Raw genomic sequence first — 18,732 nt, 5'->3', positions numbered from 1 at the left:
CGGATGCCTAAGCCATTGATAATATGGAATGCGACACGAAAGCAGCGGTTCGACTCCTTTCAAGAGCAAACAAGATGAATGATAGGACCTTATGCGTTCCAACCCTTTAAATTTGCTCGGTGGAGGTGTTTTGCTTCACGGCAACTGTCTATGGCGGATCGCTCGGAGTTCGGCAAGGAATGCTGTCGCAGTTTCAGTTGCTTCGGAGGCATCGGCAGGGGCGACATCCAATCCGTGGGCGGCGCGGTTCATGATCTGCAGGGCGCTCCGAAACCGATCTGCGGCTTGGGGAAGCATGTCAAGTCGCTGCAATTCCGCTAGCATTGGTCCAAGAGTAAGCGGACGCTCGGCTTCCGTCTGATCCGCCACAAGCAGCCGGATTTCGCGCTCAACCTCGATGCGTAGCTTCACAAGCGCCATCAACGGGAATTCTCGTGCAAATTCCGCTTCTGTCGGTAGCTCTGTCTGCAACGGTTCGGGAAGGGCGGCAGAGAGCCGGTATTCGGCAACACCCATCGGTTTTGTTGAATCTCGAAGCGCGTATTCGACAATCACCTCATTCTTCCCCTTGCACAGGATGATACCTATGCTCGGAGCATCGGACTCGTGACGGAGCTGGTCATCGACCGCGGAGAGATAAAAGTTCATTTTCCCGGCAAATTCGGGCTTAAAGTCCTCGATCTTCAACTCGACGACGACGAAGCAACGCAACCGCAAGTGATAGAACAGAAGGTCCAGATAGTAGTCCTGGCCACCAACCTCGAGTGGATGCTGGCTACCGACGAACGCAAAGCCTTTGCCGAGCTCGAGGATCAGAGAACGTAGGCGCTCGAGCAATCCCTGCTCGAGTTCTCGCTCCGACATCGCAGGACCGAGAGTGAGAAAATCAAAACTATACGGATCTTTGATCAGTTCCTGGGCGAGTTAAGACTGCGGCGCGGGCAGGGTTCGAGCGAAATTGGTGAGAGCCTTTCCCTGCCGGCGATGAAGCCCGCTTTCAATCTGATGCACGAGGACGTTGCGACTCCATCCATGATCCACCGCCTGGCGGGCGTACCAGAGACGCTCCTCAGCGTCTTTCAGCATCTCGATGAGCTTGACGTAATGGCCCCAGGGCAAATGTGCAACAAGCTGTTGCACGATTTCCTCGTTTGGGAATGCCTCAGCAAAGGCACGCATATATTTGAGGTTTCGCGGCGAAAGGCCAATCATTTCTGGAAAATCGCGCCTGAGGTCTGCTGCCAGGCGATCAATCACCCGGGTTCCCCAACCTTCCGCTGTCTGGCGGGCCAGGATGTCACGGCCGATGCTCCAATAGAGCATAATCAGTTCTCGGTTAACGGCAACAGCAGCCCTTAAGCGAGCCGCTCGGATTCTTTCCTTGAGCTCTGCGAGGAGGGATACGTAACTACCGTCTGGTGCAGGGATAGGGGTCGCCATATCGTGAGTCTTTACCAGCTGCCGCCCCAAAAAGCTTCAGTTCATTTCAACAGGGGCCGAGCGATTTATAAATTCGTGGAAAGGCAACAGATTCCGGTAAAAAGATGGAGTTCCGGTTCGAATCCCATCACATCATACAGATCCGATTTTGTTGGCTGTGGCTCGTCGCCTTTAAAAAGCGGCGTCGCAGCCAAGCGCAGAACGACTGCTTTGCGCCGTCAAGTCGGTCATACAGACCTTCCTGACAAGCACCTGAAAGCGGACAGGGGCTTTGCTTGAGGCACTGCCCGATCTGGGACCGCGAGGAGACTGTCAGATGACGGGTACCCACGGCGAAGCGGACATCTACGCCTGAGGTCACCTTTCCGGACAAGAGCAATTTGTCAGTCAAAGATGAATTGGGGGTGCGCGCTGGTGGTTCGAAAAACTGCAGTGACTGTCAAACCCGCCTCAACGAATTTAGGTAGGTGGTGAACATGTCTGACATGGCATCTGCATAAGCATCAATCTCTGAGCTTTCGCACGGCGTCTCTGTCAGCTCTTTCCCGACTGCAGTCATCGTCATCACGATCAGATCGCCTGCGCGTTGTCGCGTTGTGTCCTGAACCCCTGGCAGCGCCTCGGCCATGAATGCCTCGATGATGCGGTCGCCTTCAGCGTGAATTTCTTGGGCCTCGGCGGCGTCACGATAGAGTGGCGCGGCATCATCAAGCGCCAGACGGACTTCGGCTTCTTCGACCTCGGAACGCAAGAACGAATGCACCAGGTGTCGTAAACGGTCAGTGGGTGGCCGTGCCTGATCCGTCAGAATGATCCGCCATTGCTCAGTCGTCTGTCTCCATTCGTCGCTCTGCAAGCGGTAGAGGATCGATGCCTTGTTTGGAAAGTACTGATACAGCGAACCAACACTGACCCCAGCCCTTTCCGCGACGCGTGCGGTTGTAAATCGTTGCGCTCCTTCCTCCGCCAGAACGCGAATAGCGGCTTCGAGGATTGCCGCAACCAGCCCTTCCGAACGTGCTTGCCTGGGCTGTTTTCTTGAAGAAATTCTGGGGTTTGCGCGTTTGGGCATCAAGTGTCTTTCGGAACGCGAATTGCAAAATGTGACGGATTAGTCGCATTATAGCTCATCCAAAACACGACCTCAACTTGATTGGAAGACGATGACTACCTTACAAAATTCGCGCGTTGCGCCGCTTTTGGATCGGCTCTTCACTGAAGCTGACACCGCAACCAGCCCGATCTTTCGCAGTCTACCGGGAAGCGAACGGGCGCGTCTCTTGGACAGCAAAACAGAATATCTTCAGCTCTACTCCTTGATGAAGGACCTTTGGCTTCCGGTCTCGCCGGAAACGGGAAGGCTCCTCTACATGCTCGCGCGCAGCATCGGGGCAAAGACCGTTATCGAATTCGGGACGTCATTCGGAATTTCAACGCTGTTTCTGGCGTCAGCGCTGCGCGACAATGGCGGTGGACGCCTCATCACGACTGAGTTCGAGGTTTCCAAGGTCGCAAAAGCCCGCGAGCACCTTACGGAAGCCGGCCTGATTGATCTTGTCGAGATCCGGGAAGGGGATGCCCTTCAGACGTTGAGCGTCGGCCTGCCGGACCAGGTCGATCTCGTGCTGCTCGACGGCGCAAAGCCGCTCTACGCGGACGTCCTGCGCCTGGTGGAAAACAGTCTCCGGCCAGGTGCTCTGATCATCGCGGATAACGCGGACCTGTGCCCCGATTACCTCGAGCACATGCGCACGGCACACGGCAATTATCTGTCGGTACCGATTGCAGACGACATCGAACTTTCGATCCGCCTGTGAACCGAAGAACTGCTGCCTGCGACCACCAATCCCTCAACAGAATGAAAGAAGCTCATCATGATTGTTATCACTGCCCCAACCAGCCAAATTGGCAGACAGGTCCTCAACACGCTCATCGAAGCAGACGCTCCGCTTCGTCTGATCGTCCGCGATGCTGACAAGCTGCCCGAACATGTTCGCGATCGAGCGGAAATCGTCCTCGGATCCCACGGTGACGCCTCCGTTGTCGACCGCGCTTTCGAAGGTGCCGACGCCGTTTTCTGGTTGGCACCGCCCGCATGGTCGCAGTCCCTGGAGGATGCTTACCTCGCCTTCACTCAGCCCGCGGCCGAGGCAGTCCGCCGCCATTCTGTCGCGCGCGTCCTGTCGATCACCGCAATCGGCCGGGGAACGGAATGGCAGGATCGGGCGGGGCCGGTTACCGCCTCGATCGGGATGGACGACCTTTTGATGTCGACGGGCGCAGCATTCCGCGCACTGGCCATGCCCTCGTTCATGGAAAACACGGCCCGTCAGGTAGGTGTCATGAAGGAGAAGGGCATGTTCTTCGGTCCGATTGCTTCCGACCGGAAGCTGCCGTTTACGGCAACGCGCGACATGGCTGCGGCGGCGGCCCGTCTGCTTGCTGATCATGGCTGGAGCGGGCAGCAGGAGGTGCCGGTGTTGGGCCCCGAAGATCTGTCGTTCGACGACCTGGCGGCGATCATTTCCGAGGTCACCGGTCATCCTGTGCGTTACCAGCAGATTTCCTATGACCAGTTCAAGCAGCAGTTCCTGGCCCGAGGCACAAGCGAATCCGTCGCCCAGGGTTATGTCGATATGTACCGGGCGAAGGAAGAGGGCATCGACAATACTGCTGCCCGCACACCTGAAACGACTGGCCACACCAGCTTCCGGGCATTCTGCCAGGAAAACTTGATGCCCGTGTTTGCCATGTGAAGGAGAGCTATGATGGAAACCGCTGGATCACAGTACGACCTTGCGACTAACCCGTTGACCATATTTTGGCTCATCAAAACGACGCCCGAATGGCTACAACTCCCGCCGCAGGGGGAAGGCGGTCGGTTTGCGTTTGGCAAGACCGTGCTCAACCCGATCCTGGCACGTTACCCGGGCGCCAGAATGGCATTCTTTGATAGCGAGGCATTCACCGCCGATTGCACCGACGTCATGGTCTGGACCGTCACCGATCTCGAGCACTACAACGGCGTGGTCAATGATCTTCGTGAGACCAAGTTCTGGAGCAGCTACTTCACGGTCGAGAAGATCATTCCCGCGATAGAGAACGAATACGCCAAACAGTACAAGGCCGACGTGCTCGGAGCGGCCTGACCAAACTCCTTCCATGTTCCGCTGATCACTGGAACCGTAAGCGTTGACGTCAACCAACGCACCCAAAATTACCAAAAGAGTGCGTTACATGACTGATATCACTGAAGCCACGCCTGGCTATCCGCGTGTGGTCGTCCTGACCGTCGCCCTGTTTCTCTCCTATCTCACCGTTGCCATGGCTCTGCCGGCCATACCGGTTCATGTTGTCGAAGGTCTCGGCCTCGACAATACATGGGGCGGCCTTGCGGTCGGCATCGCCTTCCTCTCCACGATCCTCACACGGGGGCATGCCGGTGCATGGAGCGACCGGGTCGGCGGAAAGCTCGCGATGCAATACGGCTTGCTCATCTACGGTGCAGCCGGCCTCGTTTGCGCCCTGGCTGCCTGGCCTGACCTCTCGGTTAAACTAAGCTACATGGTGCTCCTCGTCGGCAGACTTGTGCTCGGCCTGGGCGAGAGTCTTGCCTTGGTGGGCATGATGGGCTGGGCGATCGGCCTTATGGGACAGGCACGGTCGGGACGTGTCATCTCCCTTGTCGGCATGGGCATGTATGGCGCGTTTGCCGCTGGTGGCCCTCTGGGGTTGACCTTGCTTGACCGGATCGGTTTTGTGGGTTTGATGGGTGTATGCAGTGTCCTGCCAATGGTGGGACTAATCATCATCCGATCGGTCCCGGCCGTAGAACCTCATGCTGGTCCACGCGAGTCCATCTGGCGCATCGTCGGACGGATCTGGCTCCCTGGCGCGGCAGTGGGTCTGCAGGGGGTAGGCTTTGCCGCGCTCGGCGCCTTCTTCCCGCTCTACTTCCTGAGCAGGGGCTGGCCTCATGCCGGCCTTGGCCTCACCTTCTTCGGCACTGGCTTCGTGGCGATGCGGCTGCTCTGCGGGCATTTGCCGGACCGGATGGGAGGCGCACGCGTTGCGGCCGTCTCTCTCGTGGTGGAAGCTTTTGGCCAGTATCTCATCTGGCTTGCGCCTGGGCCTTATGCGGCTCTTGCGGGCGCTCTTTTGACCGGCGTTGGATGCTCCATGGTCTTCCCATCAATGGGATCCGTCGTGATCAAGCAGGTGCCGCCTCAGCTTCGGGGAACAGCGATTGGTGGCTTCGCGGCCTTTCAGGATCTGGCATACGGTGCAACCGGGCCCGTTGTCGGCGTTCTTGCCGACTACTCAGGATATTCCTCGGTTTTCTTGATCGGCGGTTTTGCCGCCACCTTGGGACTATGCGCTGCAATGGCAGTCGGCCGCAACAGCGATTGAAATACAGCTTGTGGAGGGGAGCAGTTTCCCGTTGTTCCCCTCCACAGGAAGGTCCGACCTCACAAAATCAGATTTCAAATAACATCCGCAGCTTGATCTTGATCACGTGGTTGGCCGCAGGATCCAATCCGAACAAGGCGGACGACTGTAGCCGCTTTGCGCCGTCATATTGGTCCTTCCGCATGTTCTGTCGTTTGCCGAAAACCTGCCGGTCTGCTCGAGTAGTCTGCAAAGCGCCTTCATATCGGCTCTTGCCCCCTCCGGCCGGCATCGGAGCATGATGCCTGCTCAGCGCCATGGTGGCGCTCTCGGAGGACAGTAAGCGGGGGCTCACCGAGGTAGATCGGGTTGTGTCGTGACGAGGAATTTCCAGTCCGCGAGCGCGGCACGCCGGTGCGGCGCGGCCTGTTCTTCATAGGCCGGGCTTTGAAGGATCTTCCGCAGCACATCAAAGCTCGCACAACGAACGATGACGATGCCATCCCAAGCTTCGCCGTCCTGCCCGACCAGGACGCCACGAACGTTTCCGACCCAGAAGACGGAGAAATCTTCTCCTTGTGCGGCCATGTTGAAAGCGGGCGCATACCTCTGAAAATAAGCCTCGCGACCCGAACAGGGAGAAAGATCGCTCGCGGCGTCATAGTGAGCTACCTCGCGGTAGCGCTCCATATTGACCATATAGACAGGGCCCGCGTCTGCAGTGCTTTCGCCGCAGTTTCGATCGCAGCATTCTCGTATTCGGTTCTGGTCATCTTTCGTCCTCGCTTCATGGGGTCCTGACGCGGATCGGGCGCCTCCGCATTTGTTATTGCAATTCAATACGTACAAATGTATTTATTGGCAATGGCAAGACCTTCTCTTCGCGAAAGAATCATCGAGTCCGGCGTGCAGACGCTGCGTGAGCGTGGATATTCTGGTGCAGGCGTGCGCGAAATCACGGCCGATGCCGGTGTTCCACAAGGCTGTTTCACCAACCATTTCCGATCCAAGGAGGCTTTCGCGAGCGTGGTCCTCGACCGCTATCATCAGCGTACCCAGGTCATCATGGATAAGACGCTACGCGACGAGAAACTGCCTGCGGTCGATCGGCTCCGCGCCTATTTCGACGAGATAACTCGATGGTTGGAAGAGGCGGGTTGGCGGTACGGCTGCCTCGTCGGAAATCTAAGCCTTGAAATGCCCGAGCATAGCGAGGTGCTACGCAGCCATTTGATCGAGGTGTGCCGGTCGCTTACGGATGCTTTCGCTGATGTCCTGCGGATTGGGCAGGCGCAGGGTGAGATAAGCCGCGACCTTGATGCCGATGACATCGCGACATTTCTCCTCGCCTCCTGGGAGGGCGCGATGATGCGGATGAAAGTCGATCGCTCGCCTCAGCCGATCGAGCAATTCAAGCGGGTGCTGTTCGCCACGGTCCTTCAGCCACCGCGTTGAGAGAAGCCTTCTCGTTCCAGGGGATGAGCCGCTTCGCGTCGTATCTATCGTTTCTGGCAAACGGCGGACGTTCCCGATTAGCGAAACAGCGAACTGGCGTGGAAAGCTGTCTCCGGCGAACATTCCAAGCGGAAAGAGTCTCCAACCGAATGAACTCGACCCGGCTACAAATAGCCGTCTCCGCCAGCGGCCGATGGTGCGGTCCGCTGGCGTGTCGGCATGTCCATGCTGTCCCTCGCGATGCAACAGCGGGGTTACCGTAGTCTCACATATCCTTCTCCCACCAGCCGCGGGTGTTGACGCCTGCAGACTGAGCGAGGACTTCCAACTCGGCGACCTCATCATCCGAGAGCGCCAGTGCGGCGGTGCGGATCAGGCCCTCGACATGGTGAGGCTTGGTAACGCCGATGATAGGAGTTGCCCCTTTGGCAAGGGCCCAGGCCGTTGCGATGTCCGCAGCCGTCGCCCCATGGCGCTGACCGATATTGCAAAGCCCGTCCAACAGGGGCTGCAACTGGGGCAGCATGGCGTTGTAAGCCTCCGCCCGATTGGTGCCGCTGGGCAATGGGTTTTGGGCACTGTACTTTCCGCTCAGCGCGCCTTGTTCGAGAACCATATAGGCGAAGAACGGGATGTTTCTGTCACGGCAGTACTCCAGAAGGCCGGCGTTCTCGGGGGCGCGATAAAGTAGGCTGTAGTGATTTTGAACAGCCTCTACCCGATGCCCGGCTTCTTCGAGGATCCGGTTAGCGCGCTCGATCTCGTCCAGGTTATGGTTCGAGACGCCGACATGCCGGACCTTCCCGCTCTCGAGCAGCGGAATAAGGCGAGGTGTCCACCGCGCCACATCGGCCGGATTGTGTATCCAGTAAAGGTCGATGTAGTCGGTGCCAAGGCGGGCGAGGCTCTGTTCGAGCATCTCCGCGACCGGATCATCGCCGGTTCCGGCTGCTTGTGGGGTAAACTTGGTCGAGAGTTGGTAGTCGCTGCGGGCATAGCGCTTCAATACCTCCCCGAGCACCGTTTCAGACCGCCCCATGCCGTAGACCACGGCCGTATCCCACAGGGTGAACCCGGCCGTCTGGGCGGTCTTAGCGATGTCGTCCAGCCCATCGCGGCTCAGGGAGCTGCCGAAATAGCCAGCGCCCGCCTCGCCGCTGTCGCCCCAGGCCCAGGTTCCCAACGCTGCCTTCGGCGTTTTCATTGTGTCGTTCATCATTCTTGCTTCCGTCTCTGTTTGCCGCCAGATCTGTTGTGATCCGAAACACTGCTCGGGCAGGATGGTGCAAGCCGTGCCGTACCGTGAGTCTGATGCACCGGAATTCCTGCATAATCCTCCGAGACTGGACAGGTGCACATTGCGTGCGCGCCCTGCAGGTGGGATGATTGGGTATGGACAGAATTGACGAAATCGCTGGGCTTATTGCCCGACACGTCCCGGCGGACGGGTTTCACACAACGCCGATCGCACGGCTAACGCTTGCGCGATCCTCCACCGTGACGATTCCGATGCCCAACGTCTATCGGCCACAGCTTTGTTTTGTTGCGCAGGGGCAAAAGGAGGTTTCGCTCGGAGATCAGTTATTCACATATGGCCCCGGTCGGTATGGGGTCGTGACCTATGATCTGCCGGTGGTCGGCCATGTGGTCGAGGCCACGCCGGCCACCCCCTATCTTTGCCTATTCATCGAATTCGATCCGGTGATGCTGGCCGATCTGGCGCATCGGATACCGCCGCCAGTTGGCGTCTTTGCGCCGATCGGCAAGACGGTAACCGACGCCGATCCTGCCCTGCTCGACGCGGTGCTGCGTCTGATGCGGTTGCTGGACGATCCGGCAGCACTTCCGGTCCTCGCGCCGCTCGCCGAGCAGGAAATCCTCTACCGACTGCTCGCTGGGCCGGACGGTGGCAGGATGCGGAGCGTCACCTCCAGCCAAGGGCGGGTTGCCCAGGTCGGTCGTGCCATCGCCTGGATTGGCAAGAACTTCCGGCAGCGCTTCAGCATAGAGACGCTCGCTGCGGAAGTCGGGATGAGCCCGTCCAGCCTTCATGAACATTTTCGCGCCGTGACGGCGATGACACCACTCCAGTTCCAGAAGCAGTTGCGGTTGCAGGATGCGCGCAGCCTGATGCTTGTCGAAGACATCGATGTGGCGAGTGCCGCTTTGCGAGTGGGGTATGAGAGCCCGTCGCAGTTCAGCCGTGAATATCGTCGCCTCTTCGGCGAGCCGCCGGCGCGCGATGTCGCCCGCCTGCGAACTCTGCCGGTCATGGCCGGCGTCGCGTGAAGGCGATCATCGCCTTGGTCCCGAAATTTCCTTTAGGCCTACAGCCGCACGACGAGCTCGCGCGCGGAGACGCCTTCACGCTGCCCGTTCTCAAGGGGGCAGATGTAAGATGTCCGCTTCTGTTTATGGCGCGACAGAATCGGACAGTCCGCTTCCGGCCCCTTTCCGGACATCCCAACTACATCAGATGCTTGATCAGCCTCGTTTTCCTGCCTGCATGCATCTGACCTAGTGGCGGGTCGGCGGTTCGTATCCGTTCAAGAGCAAGGATTCAAATCCTTCCAGCCGATAATCTTCTCCGTCCGCAGGAGCTGAGCCTGAGCCTCCCCGGCCTGTCGAGGGCTGGCAAGGGAGAACGACCGAGCTCATCAAGCCTTGATTATCGAAGACTGGGGGAGGAAAGTTTCGGTTCGGGTCTTAATGGAGCTTGAACTCGCCTTCGACGCGACGCCATTCGTTTGGACCGATCAGGCGCCTATGGCTGTAGCGGACGGAATGCAGCTGCCCGTCGAGATTGGTTTGCCAGAAATCGAGGAACCTATGCATTTCGGGAAAATCGGGCGCCAGATCGTAATCCTGCCAGACGTAGGTCTGCAGGACGGATTCGAAATCGGGAATGTGATAGAGGATATGCGCGGTGGTCAGCCCATAGCCGTATAGTTGACCTTCCAGTTCCGACGAAAATCGCATGCTTCATCCCCGTTTCGTGACAGTCGGATGGTGGCGCAAATTTTTGCGGCCATCAATGGGCTTTCAACGCAGAGTGCCATTTCCTTGTTCCTTTCCAGTATGTTAGCAGCCGATTGAGGTGAGTGCTAATTTTTCTGTCTATCCCTCTTGAAATCGAAAAATCCCAAAACCAGATCATTTCGCGCAAAAAGCTCGAATGAGGTTTTGTACCCGCCCGGACTGGTCATCCGGTCCGGCCTGGGATCAACGTCATCTTTTTTGTCCAACGGAGGAAAACATGTCGTTCCGACCGCTTCATGATCGCATTCTCGTCCGCCGCATTGAGTCTCAGGAAAGGACCAAGGGTGGGATCATCATTCCCGACACCGCCAAGGAAAAACCGCAGGAAGGCGAAGTCATCGCCGTCGGTCCCGGTGCGCGCAACGAGGCGGGCCAAATCCAGGCACTCGATGTCAGGGTTGGCGATCGCATCCTCTTCGGCAAATGGTCGGGCACGGAGATCAAGATCAACGGTGAAGACCTGCTGATCATGAAGGAAAGCGATGTCATGGGAATTATCGAGGCCCAGGGCGAGCAGAAGCAAGCTGCCTGAGGCATCCACGATCAGAAACCATCAGTCAGATAGCTGCCTATTGAGGAGTTAAAGAAATGGCTGCGAAAGAAGTCAAGTTCCACAGCGACGCTCGCGAACGCATGCTGCGGGGTGTCGATGTGCTGGCCAATGCAGTGAAGGTTACGCTTGGCCCCAAGGGTCGTAACGTTGTGATCGACAAGTCCTTCGGCGCTCCACGCATCACCAAGGACGGCGTTTCGGTCGCGAAGGAAATCGAACTGGAAGACAAGTTCGAAAACATGGGCGCTCAGATGCTGCGTGAGGTCGCCTCGAAGACCAACGATCTCGCCGGCGATGGCACCACGACTGCAACCGTTCTCGCGCAAGCGATCGTCAAGGAAGGCGCCAAGGCAGTCGCCTCCGGCTTGAACCCGATGGATCTGAAGCGCGGTATCGACCTTGCTGTCGAAGCTGTGGTCAAGGAACTGAAGACCAACGCCCGCAAGATCACCAGCAATTCCGAGATCGCCCAGGTCGGCACGATTTCGGCCAATGGCGACGCCGAGATTGGCCGCTACCTCGCCGAGGCAATGGAAAAAGTCGGCAACGAAGGCGTCATTACGGTTGAAGAAGCCAAAACAGCCGAAACCGAACTCGAAGTCGTCGAAGGTATGCAGTTCGACCGCGGCTACCTCAGCCCCTACTTCGTCACCAATGCCGACAAGATGCGCGTGGAATTCGAGGACCCCTATATCCTGATCCACGAGAAGAAGCTTTCGAACCTGCAGGCCATGCTCCCGGTTCTCGAGGCCGTCGTTCAGACCGGCAAGCCGCTTCTCATCATCGCTGAAGACGTCGAAGGCGAAGCGCTTGCCACCCTCGTCGTCAACAAGCTGCGCGGTGGCCTGAAGATCGCTGCTGTCAAGGCTCCGGGCTTCGGCGATCGCCGCAAGGCCATGCTGGAAGACATCGCCATCCTCACCGGCGGCACCGTCATCTCCGAAGATCTTGGCATCAAGCTCGAGTCCGTCACCCTCGACATGCTCGGCCGCGCCAAGAAGGTTTCGATCGAGAAGGAGAATACCACCATTATCGACGGCGTGGGTTCAAAGTCCGACATCGATGGCCGCGTTGCCCAGATCAAGGCTCAGATCGAGGAAACCACCTCCGACTACGACCGCGAGAAGCTGCAGGAGCGTCTTGCTAAGCTCGCTGGCGGCGTTGCCGTCATCCGCGTCGGCGGCTCGACGGAAGTCGAAGTGAAGGAAAAGAAGGATCGGGTTGATGATGCCCTGCATGCAACCCGAGCCGCCGTCGAGGAGGGCATCCTGCCGGGCGGCGGCGTGGCCCTTCTGCGCGCCATCAAGGCACTCGATGGGCTCGCCACAGAAAATGACGACCAGCGCGTCGGCGTCGACATCGTGCGGCGCGCGATCGAAGCTCCGGTCCGTCAGATCGCGGAAAATGCCGGTGCGGAGGGCTCGATCATCGTTGGCAAGCTCAAGGAGAAGAGCGATTTCTCCTTCGGCTGGAACGCGCAGACCGGCGAATATGGCGATCTGTATGCGCAGGGCGTGATCGACCCTGCCAAGGTCGTGCGCACGGCTCTTCAGGACGCCGCCTCCGTTGCCGGCCTCCTGGTCACGACGGAAGCCATGATTGCAGAGAAGCCGAAGAAGGAAGCGGCACCTGCGATGCCGGCCGGAGCAGGAATGGACTTCTAACGGCCAAGCCCGCTCCACCCTCTGGTGGAGCGGGCTCCGCAATGGAGATCACGAATGGTTCAGACGATCATCAAGAGATCAGATGCGCCGCTCGATTCGCGCGACCTGGACCTTTGCCAGCGCGTTTTTGATGAGATCCGGGCAGCGGCTGATATTCCGCGCAAATCGGAAGAGGGCGAGCGGATCGCTGCTATAGTAATAGAACTATACCGCCAGGGAGTACGAAATTCGCGGCAGCTGAAAATACTGGTGCAGGGTGCGCGCGGCACCTTTCCGGAGGTGGCGGAAGGATGAACAGCCATCTTTCTCTTTCGCGGGAAGATCTGCGGATCCGCATGGACGTCGTCAAATCGATAGCGCGTGGTAAAGGGGCCTCACGTGATCCTACTGCCGTTGCGCAGATCATGACGACGGTCGCAAGATATTATAGCAGAGCCCCGCACGAACCGTCAGCCTTGCGCGCTGCGGCACTCTCCGAGCTCGAAGGCAATTCATTTGCTGAGGGGGCGCCATGGAGGGTAACGGACCAAGCTGAAGCTTCCTAACGTGGCCGGAACTTAGCGATCAGACATCGATGGAGCCAGATATGAGAAAGGAAACCGACAGTATCACAATAAGCGACCCATCCACCGCAGCGGTCACCTCGGCGCATTTGTTGTATCCTGCCCGACATTTTGCCCATCCGCGCGATGTTTTGTCGGCGGAGCATATCACCAAAGATCACAAGCGCGCCATTCTTGCGTCCTGGGCCTCGGATATATTCGCAATCGAATCGATGCCCGGCTTTCGGCGCTTTCCAGGCGCGGACCATGTCGTCTCCTATGACGACATCATCGCCGCTTTAAAGTCCTTGGATGACGGCCAAGACATGATCTCGTTGCGGCCTGTGGAGGCCGACAAACTTCGTCGCCAGAGATCGCGGTTGCGCCGTTTTACCGGCCGTTTTGTTTCTAGCAGCCTTAGAAAGGGAGGTCGCCGCCGCCAGATATCAGAAGCCTAGACATCGCCTTGTAAACGCGTGCCTTTTTAGGACGCTACCCGATTTTTGCCGTCCATTCTTTGCTCTTATGAGGAGGTTTTGCCGATGAAGATCGCCCAGATTGCGCCGCTTGCCGAAAGCGTTCCACCGAAGCTTTATGGGGGAACCGAGCGCATCGTTTCCTATCTTACCGAAGAGCTTGTCGCTCAGGGTCACGACGTCACGCTGTTTGCTAGCGGCGACTCCGTTACAGATGCAACCTTGGTGGCGTGCTCGGACGTCGCGCTCAGGCTCAACCCGGCCGTCAAGGATCATCTTCCGCATCAAGTCGTCCAGCTGGAGGAGATCCGCCGGCGGGCGCATGAATTCGATGTCCTACATTTCCATATTGATCTCTTGCATTTCCCGCTGATCCGGGATTTTTCGGATCGTACAGTCACGACGCTACATGGACGTCTCGACCTGCCGGATCTCAAGCCTTTCTACAAGGCTTTTCCTGATATCCCGCTTGTATCGATCTCCAATGATCAGCGTCGCCCGATGCCACCGGTCAACTGGTCCGGAACTGTGTATCACGGTCTTCCGACCAATCTTCTTTCCTTCACGGCAAAGCCCAAAGGCAACTATCTTGCCTTCCTGGGACGAATCTCCCCCGAGAAACGTCCGGATCGCGCGATCCGCATCGCAACCAAGGTTGGTATGCCGCTGAAGATCGCCGCCAAGATCGACAATGCGGACAAGGCCTATTGGGACACGGTGATCGCGCCGATGGTCAAGAGCCATCCGAACGTCGAGTTCATCGGCGAAATCAACGAGCACCAGAAGGCCGATTTCCTTGGTAACGCCGGCGCGTTGCTTTTCCCGATCGACTGGCCCGAACCATTCGGGCTGGTGATGATCGAGGCAATGGCATGCGGCACCCCGGTGGTCGCGTTCGGATGTGGTTCGGTTCCGGAAGTGATTGATAACGGGATTTCGGGCGTCGTCGTCGATAGCGTTACGGAGGCGGCCGAGAATATCGAATGGGCGCTGCGCATGGATCGCCGCAAGGTGCGCGCGACCTTCGAACGGCGCTTTAGCGCGGAACGGATGGCGCGAGACTATCTCGCTATCTATCGCAACCTGCCTGGCGTTCGCACGAAGGCGGCGTCACTGCGCCGCGCCAACGGCCAAGATCTGGATCTCCAGGTCGTGGCGTAGGAGACATAGCAGCATGTCGACCGCTTCTGTGGACAGCAAGCCATCCGTCGCGTCGGCAGAGCCGGCCGCCCCGGGGGCGCAGTTCTTCATCCCGGCAACCGCATCCCTGCAGGAGCGGCGACCGCGTACCCTGAAGCACGGCGATACCTTCGCCGTCTTCGACCACAATGGCGATGCGCTTTCCGGGCCAGGTAGCCCGGAGGGCCTTTTCCATCGTGATACGCGTTACCTCTCGCATCTCTATCTGACGATCAACGGCAAGAGGCCGATGCTTTTGTCGTCGACCTTACGCGACGATAACGCGACGCTCATCTGCGATCTTACCAATCCTGATCTCTTCGATAACAAGGGAAAGCTTATTCTCGCGCATGACCTTGTTCACCTGCGCAGGATCCGCTTCCTCTGGAATGCTTGCTGCTACGAACGGGTGGCGGTACGGAACTATGACGATCACCCCCAACATGTGCGTATCGAGATCTCATTCCGAAGTGACTTCGCCGATCTGTTCGAGGTTCGTGGGACCGTAAGAGCGAAGAAGGGCCGCCTTCTTCCCTCCGTTGTGGAGCAGAACGGTGTCCTTCTCTCTTATATCGGCCTCGACGACCGCAACCGATCGACGCGCCTGTCCTTCGACCCGCGACCGGACGAAATTCGGAGCGACCTCATTGTCTATGATCTCCGTCTGGCGCCGAACGAGACGCAGTCCCTCTTCATCGAGATCGGCTGCGACCAGACCGCCGCCGACCGGCCGAGCCATCGTTCCTTCTTCCTGGGGCTGCGCGATGCCCGCCGCGCGTTGCGTGCCTCATCCTCGCGTGCGGCATCGATCGTCACATCCAACGAGATCTTCAACGAGGTCGCGCGACGGAGCGTCTGTGACCTCTACATGCTGATGACCGACAAGCCGGAAGGACCATATCCCTACGCCGGCATTCCCTGGTTCAGCACCGTCTTCGGTCGCGACGCCCTGATCACAGCGTTGGAGACACTCTGGCTCGATCCGCAGATCGCCCGCGGCGTGCTCGGGCATCTGGCGGCCAATCAGGCGACGGAGGTCGATCCCGCCTCAGATGCCGAGCCTGGAAAAATCCTCCACGAGGTACGCTACGGCGAGATGGCCGAACTCGGCGAGGTACCTTTCCGCCGCTACTATGGCAGCATCGATTCGACTCCGCTCTTCGTGATGCTGGCCGGCGAATATGTCAGGCGGACCGGCGATCTCGCCACCATCTATCGTCTGCTGCCGCATGTCGAGGCAGCTTTGACCTGGATCGACGAGCACGGCGATCGCGATGGCGACGGCTTCGTCGAATACGGACGACTGACGGAGGAAGGGCTGATCAACCAGGCCTGGAAGGACAGCCACGACTCGGTCTTCCACGCCGATGGCACTTTGGCGAAGGGACCGATCGCGATTGCCGAGGTTCAGGCCTATGTCTACGGCGCCTGGGAAGCGGCAGCCGAGATCTTCCGGCTGCTCGACCGGCCCGAGCGGGCGGCAAATTTCCTTGCGCGAGCCGAGGGCATGCGCCGCGCCTTCGACGCTGCCTTTTTCGATGAGGAACTCGGCACCTATGTACTTGCGCTCGACGTAGAAAAGCACCCTTGCAGGGTTCGTTCCTCGAATGCCGGCCATGCCCTGTTTACCGGCATCGCCTACCCCGAAAGGGCCGCGCAGGTTGCCGGCACGCTAATGAGCGCCTCGTCCTTTTGCGGTTGGGGTATCCGCACCGTTCCCTCGACCGAGGCGCGCTACAATCCCATGAGCTACCACAACGGCTCGATCTGGCCGCATGACAATGCCCTGATCGCCAGCGGGCTTGCCCGTTATGGATACCGCGCTGAAGCTGCGCGGATATTCGAGGGCCTGTTCGCGGCATCCACCTACATCGGCCTGCGACGGCTTCCTGAGCTTTTCTGCGGGCTACCGCGCCAGCGTGCACAAGGGCCGACCTTCTATCCGGTTGCATGCTCTCCACAGGCGTGGGCAGCCGCGGCGCCACTCTTCCTGCTGCAATCCTGTCTGGGCCTCGAATTTGATCCGAATGCTTTGCACATTAGCTTCACCGAGCCGCAACTGCCTGCTTTCGTGGATGAAGTGACCCTGCGGCGCCTGCAGATCGGTAATGGCTCGGCCGACGTCGCCATCCGCCGGTCCGGTCGCCATGTCGTGGTCGACGTCGTCGATCGCCGAGGCGCTGTCCGGGTGCTGACGACGGCATAGGCAGGCGGCAAAGGAGGCGGGGTCCGCCGCCTTACCTATTTCGGTTCCTCTTCATCCGAAACTAGCAGCTCGACCAGGGCGGCAACCCTGCCGCTCGGCAAATGCCGTCCTTCACCCATCTAAGCTTCGTCGTTGTTGGCCCAGGCGAATGCCTCGGCGAGTTCTGCCTGAGTGGCACCCGTCGCCACGACCTCGGCCAGGAGTGTTTCATCGATAGGTCCAAGGATGGCGATGACGTCGTCAGAAGTCATCGTCATATCCATTGCTCCTTCCTTGCATCACCCGAATCTGGTCACGCAATAAAAAAATCAATTTTTTAAGTCAGGGAGTGCCGCTCCTCTTGAAACTGTAAGCCACGGAATTACATAGATATTGTTCGATTGCCCAACGGGAATTGAACGAAGTCCAGGAGACGTCATGCTCTTGGCGTCTCCTTGTATCCATGTTGCTTATAAGGAGGATATGGCTATGAGGACAAACCTCGATTTCTCACCCCTGTTCCGGTCGAGCATCGGCTTCGATCGAATGTTGAATGCGCTCGAAGCTGCAAGCCGCGTCGACACGATCGACAACTGGCCACCGTACGACATCGTCAAGTCCGGCGAGGATAGCTATCGCATCGCCATGGCAGTGGCGGGCTTCTCGCAGGACGAATTGACGATCACCCAGGAGCAGAACATGCTCGTCGTCTCGGGCCAGAAGGCAAATGCTGAAGATGTGCAGTATCTGCATCGCGGCATCGCCGGCCGCTCGTTCCAGCGCCGGTTCGAGCTTGCCGATCACGTCAAGGTGGTAGGTGCCGGTCTCGTCAATGGTCTGCTGACGATCGATCTCAAGCGCGAAATCCCCGAAGAGATGAAGCCGCGCCAGATCGCGATTGCAACCGACATGGCTCTATCGAAGGCCGAGACGAAGCAGATCGAGGCCGAGAAGCACGCGGCTTAAGCCTTCCATCAGCGCAACACGCGCACAAGGCGCCGGGCGCTGCTCGGCGCCAGCAGGAAAGCTTGGCCGGCGGAACCAACAGCGAGGAGAAGAAACATGAGTGTTCGTGATTTGATTCCCTGGAACCGCAACAATGGCAACCAGGTTCCGAGCATCGCGCGCGATGGCGAGCGTGATCCCTTCCTGTCGCTTCATCGCGAGGTAAACCGTCTGTTCGACGATGTCTTCCGTGGCTTCGGCTCAGGCCTGTCATCCTTCGGAAACGGCTCACTCTTCAGTGCCGGCTGGCCGAACGTCGAAATCTCTAACACCGACAAAGAGATCAAGGTGACCGCCGAAGTACCCGGGCTTGAGGAGAACGACATCGAGGTCCTGCTCAACGACGGCATCCTGACGCTAAAAGGCGAGAAGCGTTCCGAGAACGAGGACAAAGATCGCCAGTTCTCCGAGCGTTACTACGGCCACTTCGAGCGCCGTATCCCGCTTGGCGTCGAAGTGAAGGAAGACCAGGTCGATGCCCGGTTCAAGAATGGCGTGCTGACCGTGACCTTGCCGAAGAGCGAGAAGGCGCAGTCGCAGGTCAAGCGCATCGCCATCAAGAGCTGATCGATCCAACTCAACTGGCGGCCGACCCTCTGGCGGCTGCCAGTATCTTTGGTGGCATTTAATAGGATTTTGCGCAGATAGTTGCCACTGATGCCGTTCAAAAGCGATTTCTACCCGATGTCACGCACTGAGGTCTACACTCTCCAAGGTTGCGCAGTCAAAGGGTGATCCATTGGTGAAGCTCTCCAAAGAGATCAATATCTTAGCTGCTGGCGCGACAAGAACGCCAATTCGATCT

The 18,732-nt window shown here is 58.5% G+C and carries 19 protein-coding genes and 2 pseudogenes; 14 read left to right on the top strand and 7 right to left on the bottom strand.

What is annotated here, in order from left to right:
* Window positions 1-135: 135 nt before the first annotated feature.
* From ACYJRZ_RS31240 to ACYJRZ_RS31230, 3 genes and pseudogenes are all read right to left on the bottom strand, one after another.
* Window positions 136-906 (bottom strand): annotated as a pseudogene (locus ACYJRZ_RS31240) (PDDEXK nuclease domain-containing protein); the annotation flags it as partial.
* Window positions 907-924: 18 nt separating this feature from the next.
* Window positions 925-1,440 carry a DUF1016 N-terminal domain-containing protein gene (locus ACYJRZ_RS31235; protein WP_459465310.1) on the bottom strand — a complete coding sequence of 172 codons (516 nt, stop codon included), beginning with the start codon at window positions 1,438-1,440 and terminating at the stop codon, window positions 925-927.
* Window positions 1,441-1,879: 439 nt separating this feature from the next.
* Entirely contained in the window at window positions 1,880-2,512 is a 633-nt protein-coding gene (locus ACYJRZ_RS31230; protein ID WP_459465312.1) for a TetR family transcriptional regulator, read from the bottom strand.
* A gap of 91 nt (window positions 2,513-2,603) precedes the next feature.
* On the opposite strand from ACYJRZ_RS31230, the gene ACYJRZ_RS31225 reads away from it, so the two are divergent.
* The 4 genes from ACYJRZ_RS31225 to ACYJRZ_RS31210 all read left to right on the top strand — a co-directional run bounded on the left by ACYJRZ_RS31225 (window position 2,604) and on the right by ACYJRZ_RS31210 (window position 5,850).
* The gene (locus tag ACYJRZ_RS31225) at window positions 2,604-3,257 is read left to right on the top strand and encodes an O-methyltransferase (RefSeq protein ID WP_459465308.1); all 654 of its coding nucleotides are present in this window, start codon (window positions 2,604-2,606) and stop codon (window positions 3,255-3,257) included.
* Between the two features lie 57 nt (window positions 3,258-3,314).
* Window positions 3,315-4,196 (top strand): NAD(P)H-binding protein, encoded by an 882-nt coding sequence (locus tag ACYJRZ_RS31220; RefSeq protein WP_459465306.1) that lies wholly within the window; start codon window positions 3,315-3,317, stop codon window positions 4,194-4,196.
* 9 nt (window positions 4,197-4,205) lie between these two features.
* Window positions 4,206-4,589 carry a darcynin family protein gene (locus tag ACYJRZ_RS31215; protein WP_459465304.1) on the top strand — a complete coding sequence of 128 codons (384 nt, stop codon included), beginning with the start codon at window positions 4,206-4,208 and terminating at the stop codon, window positions 4,587-4,589.
* 88 nt (window positions 4,590-4,677) lie between these two features.
* On the top strand, window positions 4,678-5,850 hold the full coding sequence (locus ACYJRZ_RS31210) for an arabinose transporter (RefSeq protein WP_459465302.1): 1,173 nt from the start codon (window positions 4,678-4,680) through the stop codon (window positions 5,848-5,850).
* A gap of 330 nt (window positions 5,851-6,180) precedes the next feature.
* Here the strand turns inward: ACYJRZ_RS31210 and ACYJRZ_RS31205 are convergent, their stop codons facing one another.
* Window positions 6,181-6,528 (bottom strand): hypothetical protein, encoded by a 348-nt coding sequence (locus tag ACYJRZ_RS31205; RefSeq protein ID WP_459465300.1) that lies wholly within the window; start codon window positions 6,526-6,528, stop codon window positions 6,181-6,183.
* A 150-nt stretch (window positions 6,529-6,678) separates the two neighbouring features.
* Between ACYJRZ_RS31205 and ACYJRZ_RS31200 the strand changes: the two genes are divergently transcribed.
* Window positions 6,679-7,284, top strand: coding sequence for a TetR/AcrR family transcriptional regulator (locus tag ACYJRZ_RS31200; protein ID WP_459465298.1), 606 nt, complete (start codon window positions 6,679-6,681; stop codon window positions 7,282-7,284).
* Between the two features lie 265 nt (window positions 7,285-7,549).
* On the opposite strand, the gene ACYJRZ_RS31195 is transcribed toward ACYJRZ_RS31200, so the two are convergent.
* A complete protein-coding gene (locus ACYJRZ_RS31195; RefSeq protein WP_459465296.1) occupies window positions 7,550-8,503 on the bottom strand; it encodes an aldo/keto reductase in 954 nt (317 codons plus the stop codon).
* A gap of 173 nt (window positions 8,504-8,676) precedes the next feature.
* On the opposite strand from ACYJRZ_RS31195, the gene ACYJRZ_RS31190 reads away from it, so the two are divergent.
* Complete coding sequence (locus tag ACYJRZ_RS31190; RefSeq protein WP_459465294.1) at window positions 8,677-9,573, top strand: AraC family transcriptional regulator; 897 nt, start codon at window positions 8,677-8,679, stop codon at window positions 9,571-9,573.
* Between the two features lie 417 nt (window positions 9,574-9,990).
* On the opposite strand, the gene ACYJRZ_RS31185 is transcribed toward ACYJRZ_RS31190, so the two are convergent.
* Complete coding sequence (locus ACYJRZ_RS31185; RefSeq protein ID WP_459465292.1) at window positions 9,991-10,263, bottom strand: usg protein; 273 nt, start codon at window positions 10,261-10,263, stop codon at window positions 9,991-9,993.
* 277 nt (window positions 10,264-10,540) lie between these two features.
* Here ACYJRZ_RS31185 and ACYJRZ_RS31180 point away from each other — a divergent pair, with 277 nt between their 5' ends.
* From ACYJRZ_RS31180 to ACYJRZ_RS31155, 6 genes are all read left to right on the top strand, one after another.
* The gene (locus ACYJRZ_RS31180; protein ID WP_459465290.1) at window positions 10,541-10,855 is read left to right on the top strand and encodes a co-chaperone GroES; all 315 of its coding nucleotides are present in this window, start codon (window positions 10,541-10,543) and stop codon (window positions 10,853-10,855) included.
* Window positions 10,856-10,911: 56 nt separating this feature from the next.
* The gene (gene groL / locus ACYJRZ_RS31175) at window positions 10,912-12,540 is read left to right on the top strand and encodes a chaperonin GroEL (RefSeq protein ID WP_459465288.1); all 1,629 of its coding nucleotides are present in this window, start codon (window positions 10,912-10,914) and stop codon (window positions 12,538-12,540) included.
* A gap of 54 nt (window positions 12,541-12,594) precedes the next feature.
* Complete coding sequence (locus ACYJRZ_RS31170; RefSeq protein ID WP_459465286.1) at window positions 12,595-12,834, top strand: hypothetical protein; 240 nt, start codon at window positions 12,595-12,597, stop codon at window positions 12,832-12,834.
* A 292-nt stretch (window positions 12,835-13,126) separates the two neighbouring features.
* A complete protein-coding gene (locus ACYJRZ_RS31165) occupies window positions 13,127-13,540 on the top strand; it encodes a hypothetical protein (RefSeq protein ID WP_459465284.1) in 414 nt (137 codons plus the stop codon).
* 84 nt (window positions 13,541-13,624) lie between these two features.
* Window positions 13,625-14,719, top strand: a complete 1,095-nt coding sequence (locus ACYJRZ_RS31160) for a glycosyltransferase family 4 protein (protein ID WP_459465282.1) — start codon at window positions 13,625-13,627, stop codon at window positions 14,717-14,719.
* Between the two features lie 13 nt (window positions 14,720-14,732).
* Window positions 14,733-16,943 (top strand): amylo-alpha-1,6-glucosidase, encoded by a 2,211-nt coding sequence (locus ACYJRZ_RS31155; RefSeq protein ID WP_459465280.1) that lies wholly within the window; start codon window positions 14,733-14,735, stop codon window positions 16,941-16,943.
* Window positions 16,944-16,978: 35 nt separating this feature from the next.
* Here the strand turns inward: ACYJRZ_RS31155 and ACYJRZ_RS31150 are convergent.
* A pseudogene (locus ACYJRZ_RS31150) lies at window positions 16,979-17,200 on the bottom strand (hypothetical protein).
* A gap of 211 nt (window positions 17,201-17,411) precedes the next feature.
* On the opposite strand from ACYJRZ_RS31150, the gene ACYJRZ_RS31145 reads away from it, so the two are divergent.
* Window positions 17,412-17,888, top strand: coding sequence for an Hsp20 family protein (locus tag ACYJRZ_RS31145; protein ID WP_459465278.1), 477 nt, complete (start codon window positions 17,412-17,414; stop codon window positions 17,886-17,888).
* Between the two features lie 96 nt (window positions 17,889-17,984).
* A complete protein-coding gene (locus ACYJRZ_RS31140) occupies window positions 17,985-18,494 on the top strand; it encodes an Hsp20/alpha crystallin family protein (RefSeq protein ID WP_459465277.1) in 510 nt (169 codons plus the stop codon).
* The last annotated feature ends 238 nt before the right edge of the window (window positions 18,495-18,732 follow it).

Source organism: Rhizobium sp. No.120, assembly GCF_054558365.1.
Note: the sequence above shows the minus strand (reverse complement) of the source record. Positions and strands in the feature narration are given on the sequence as shown.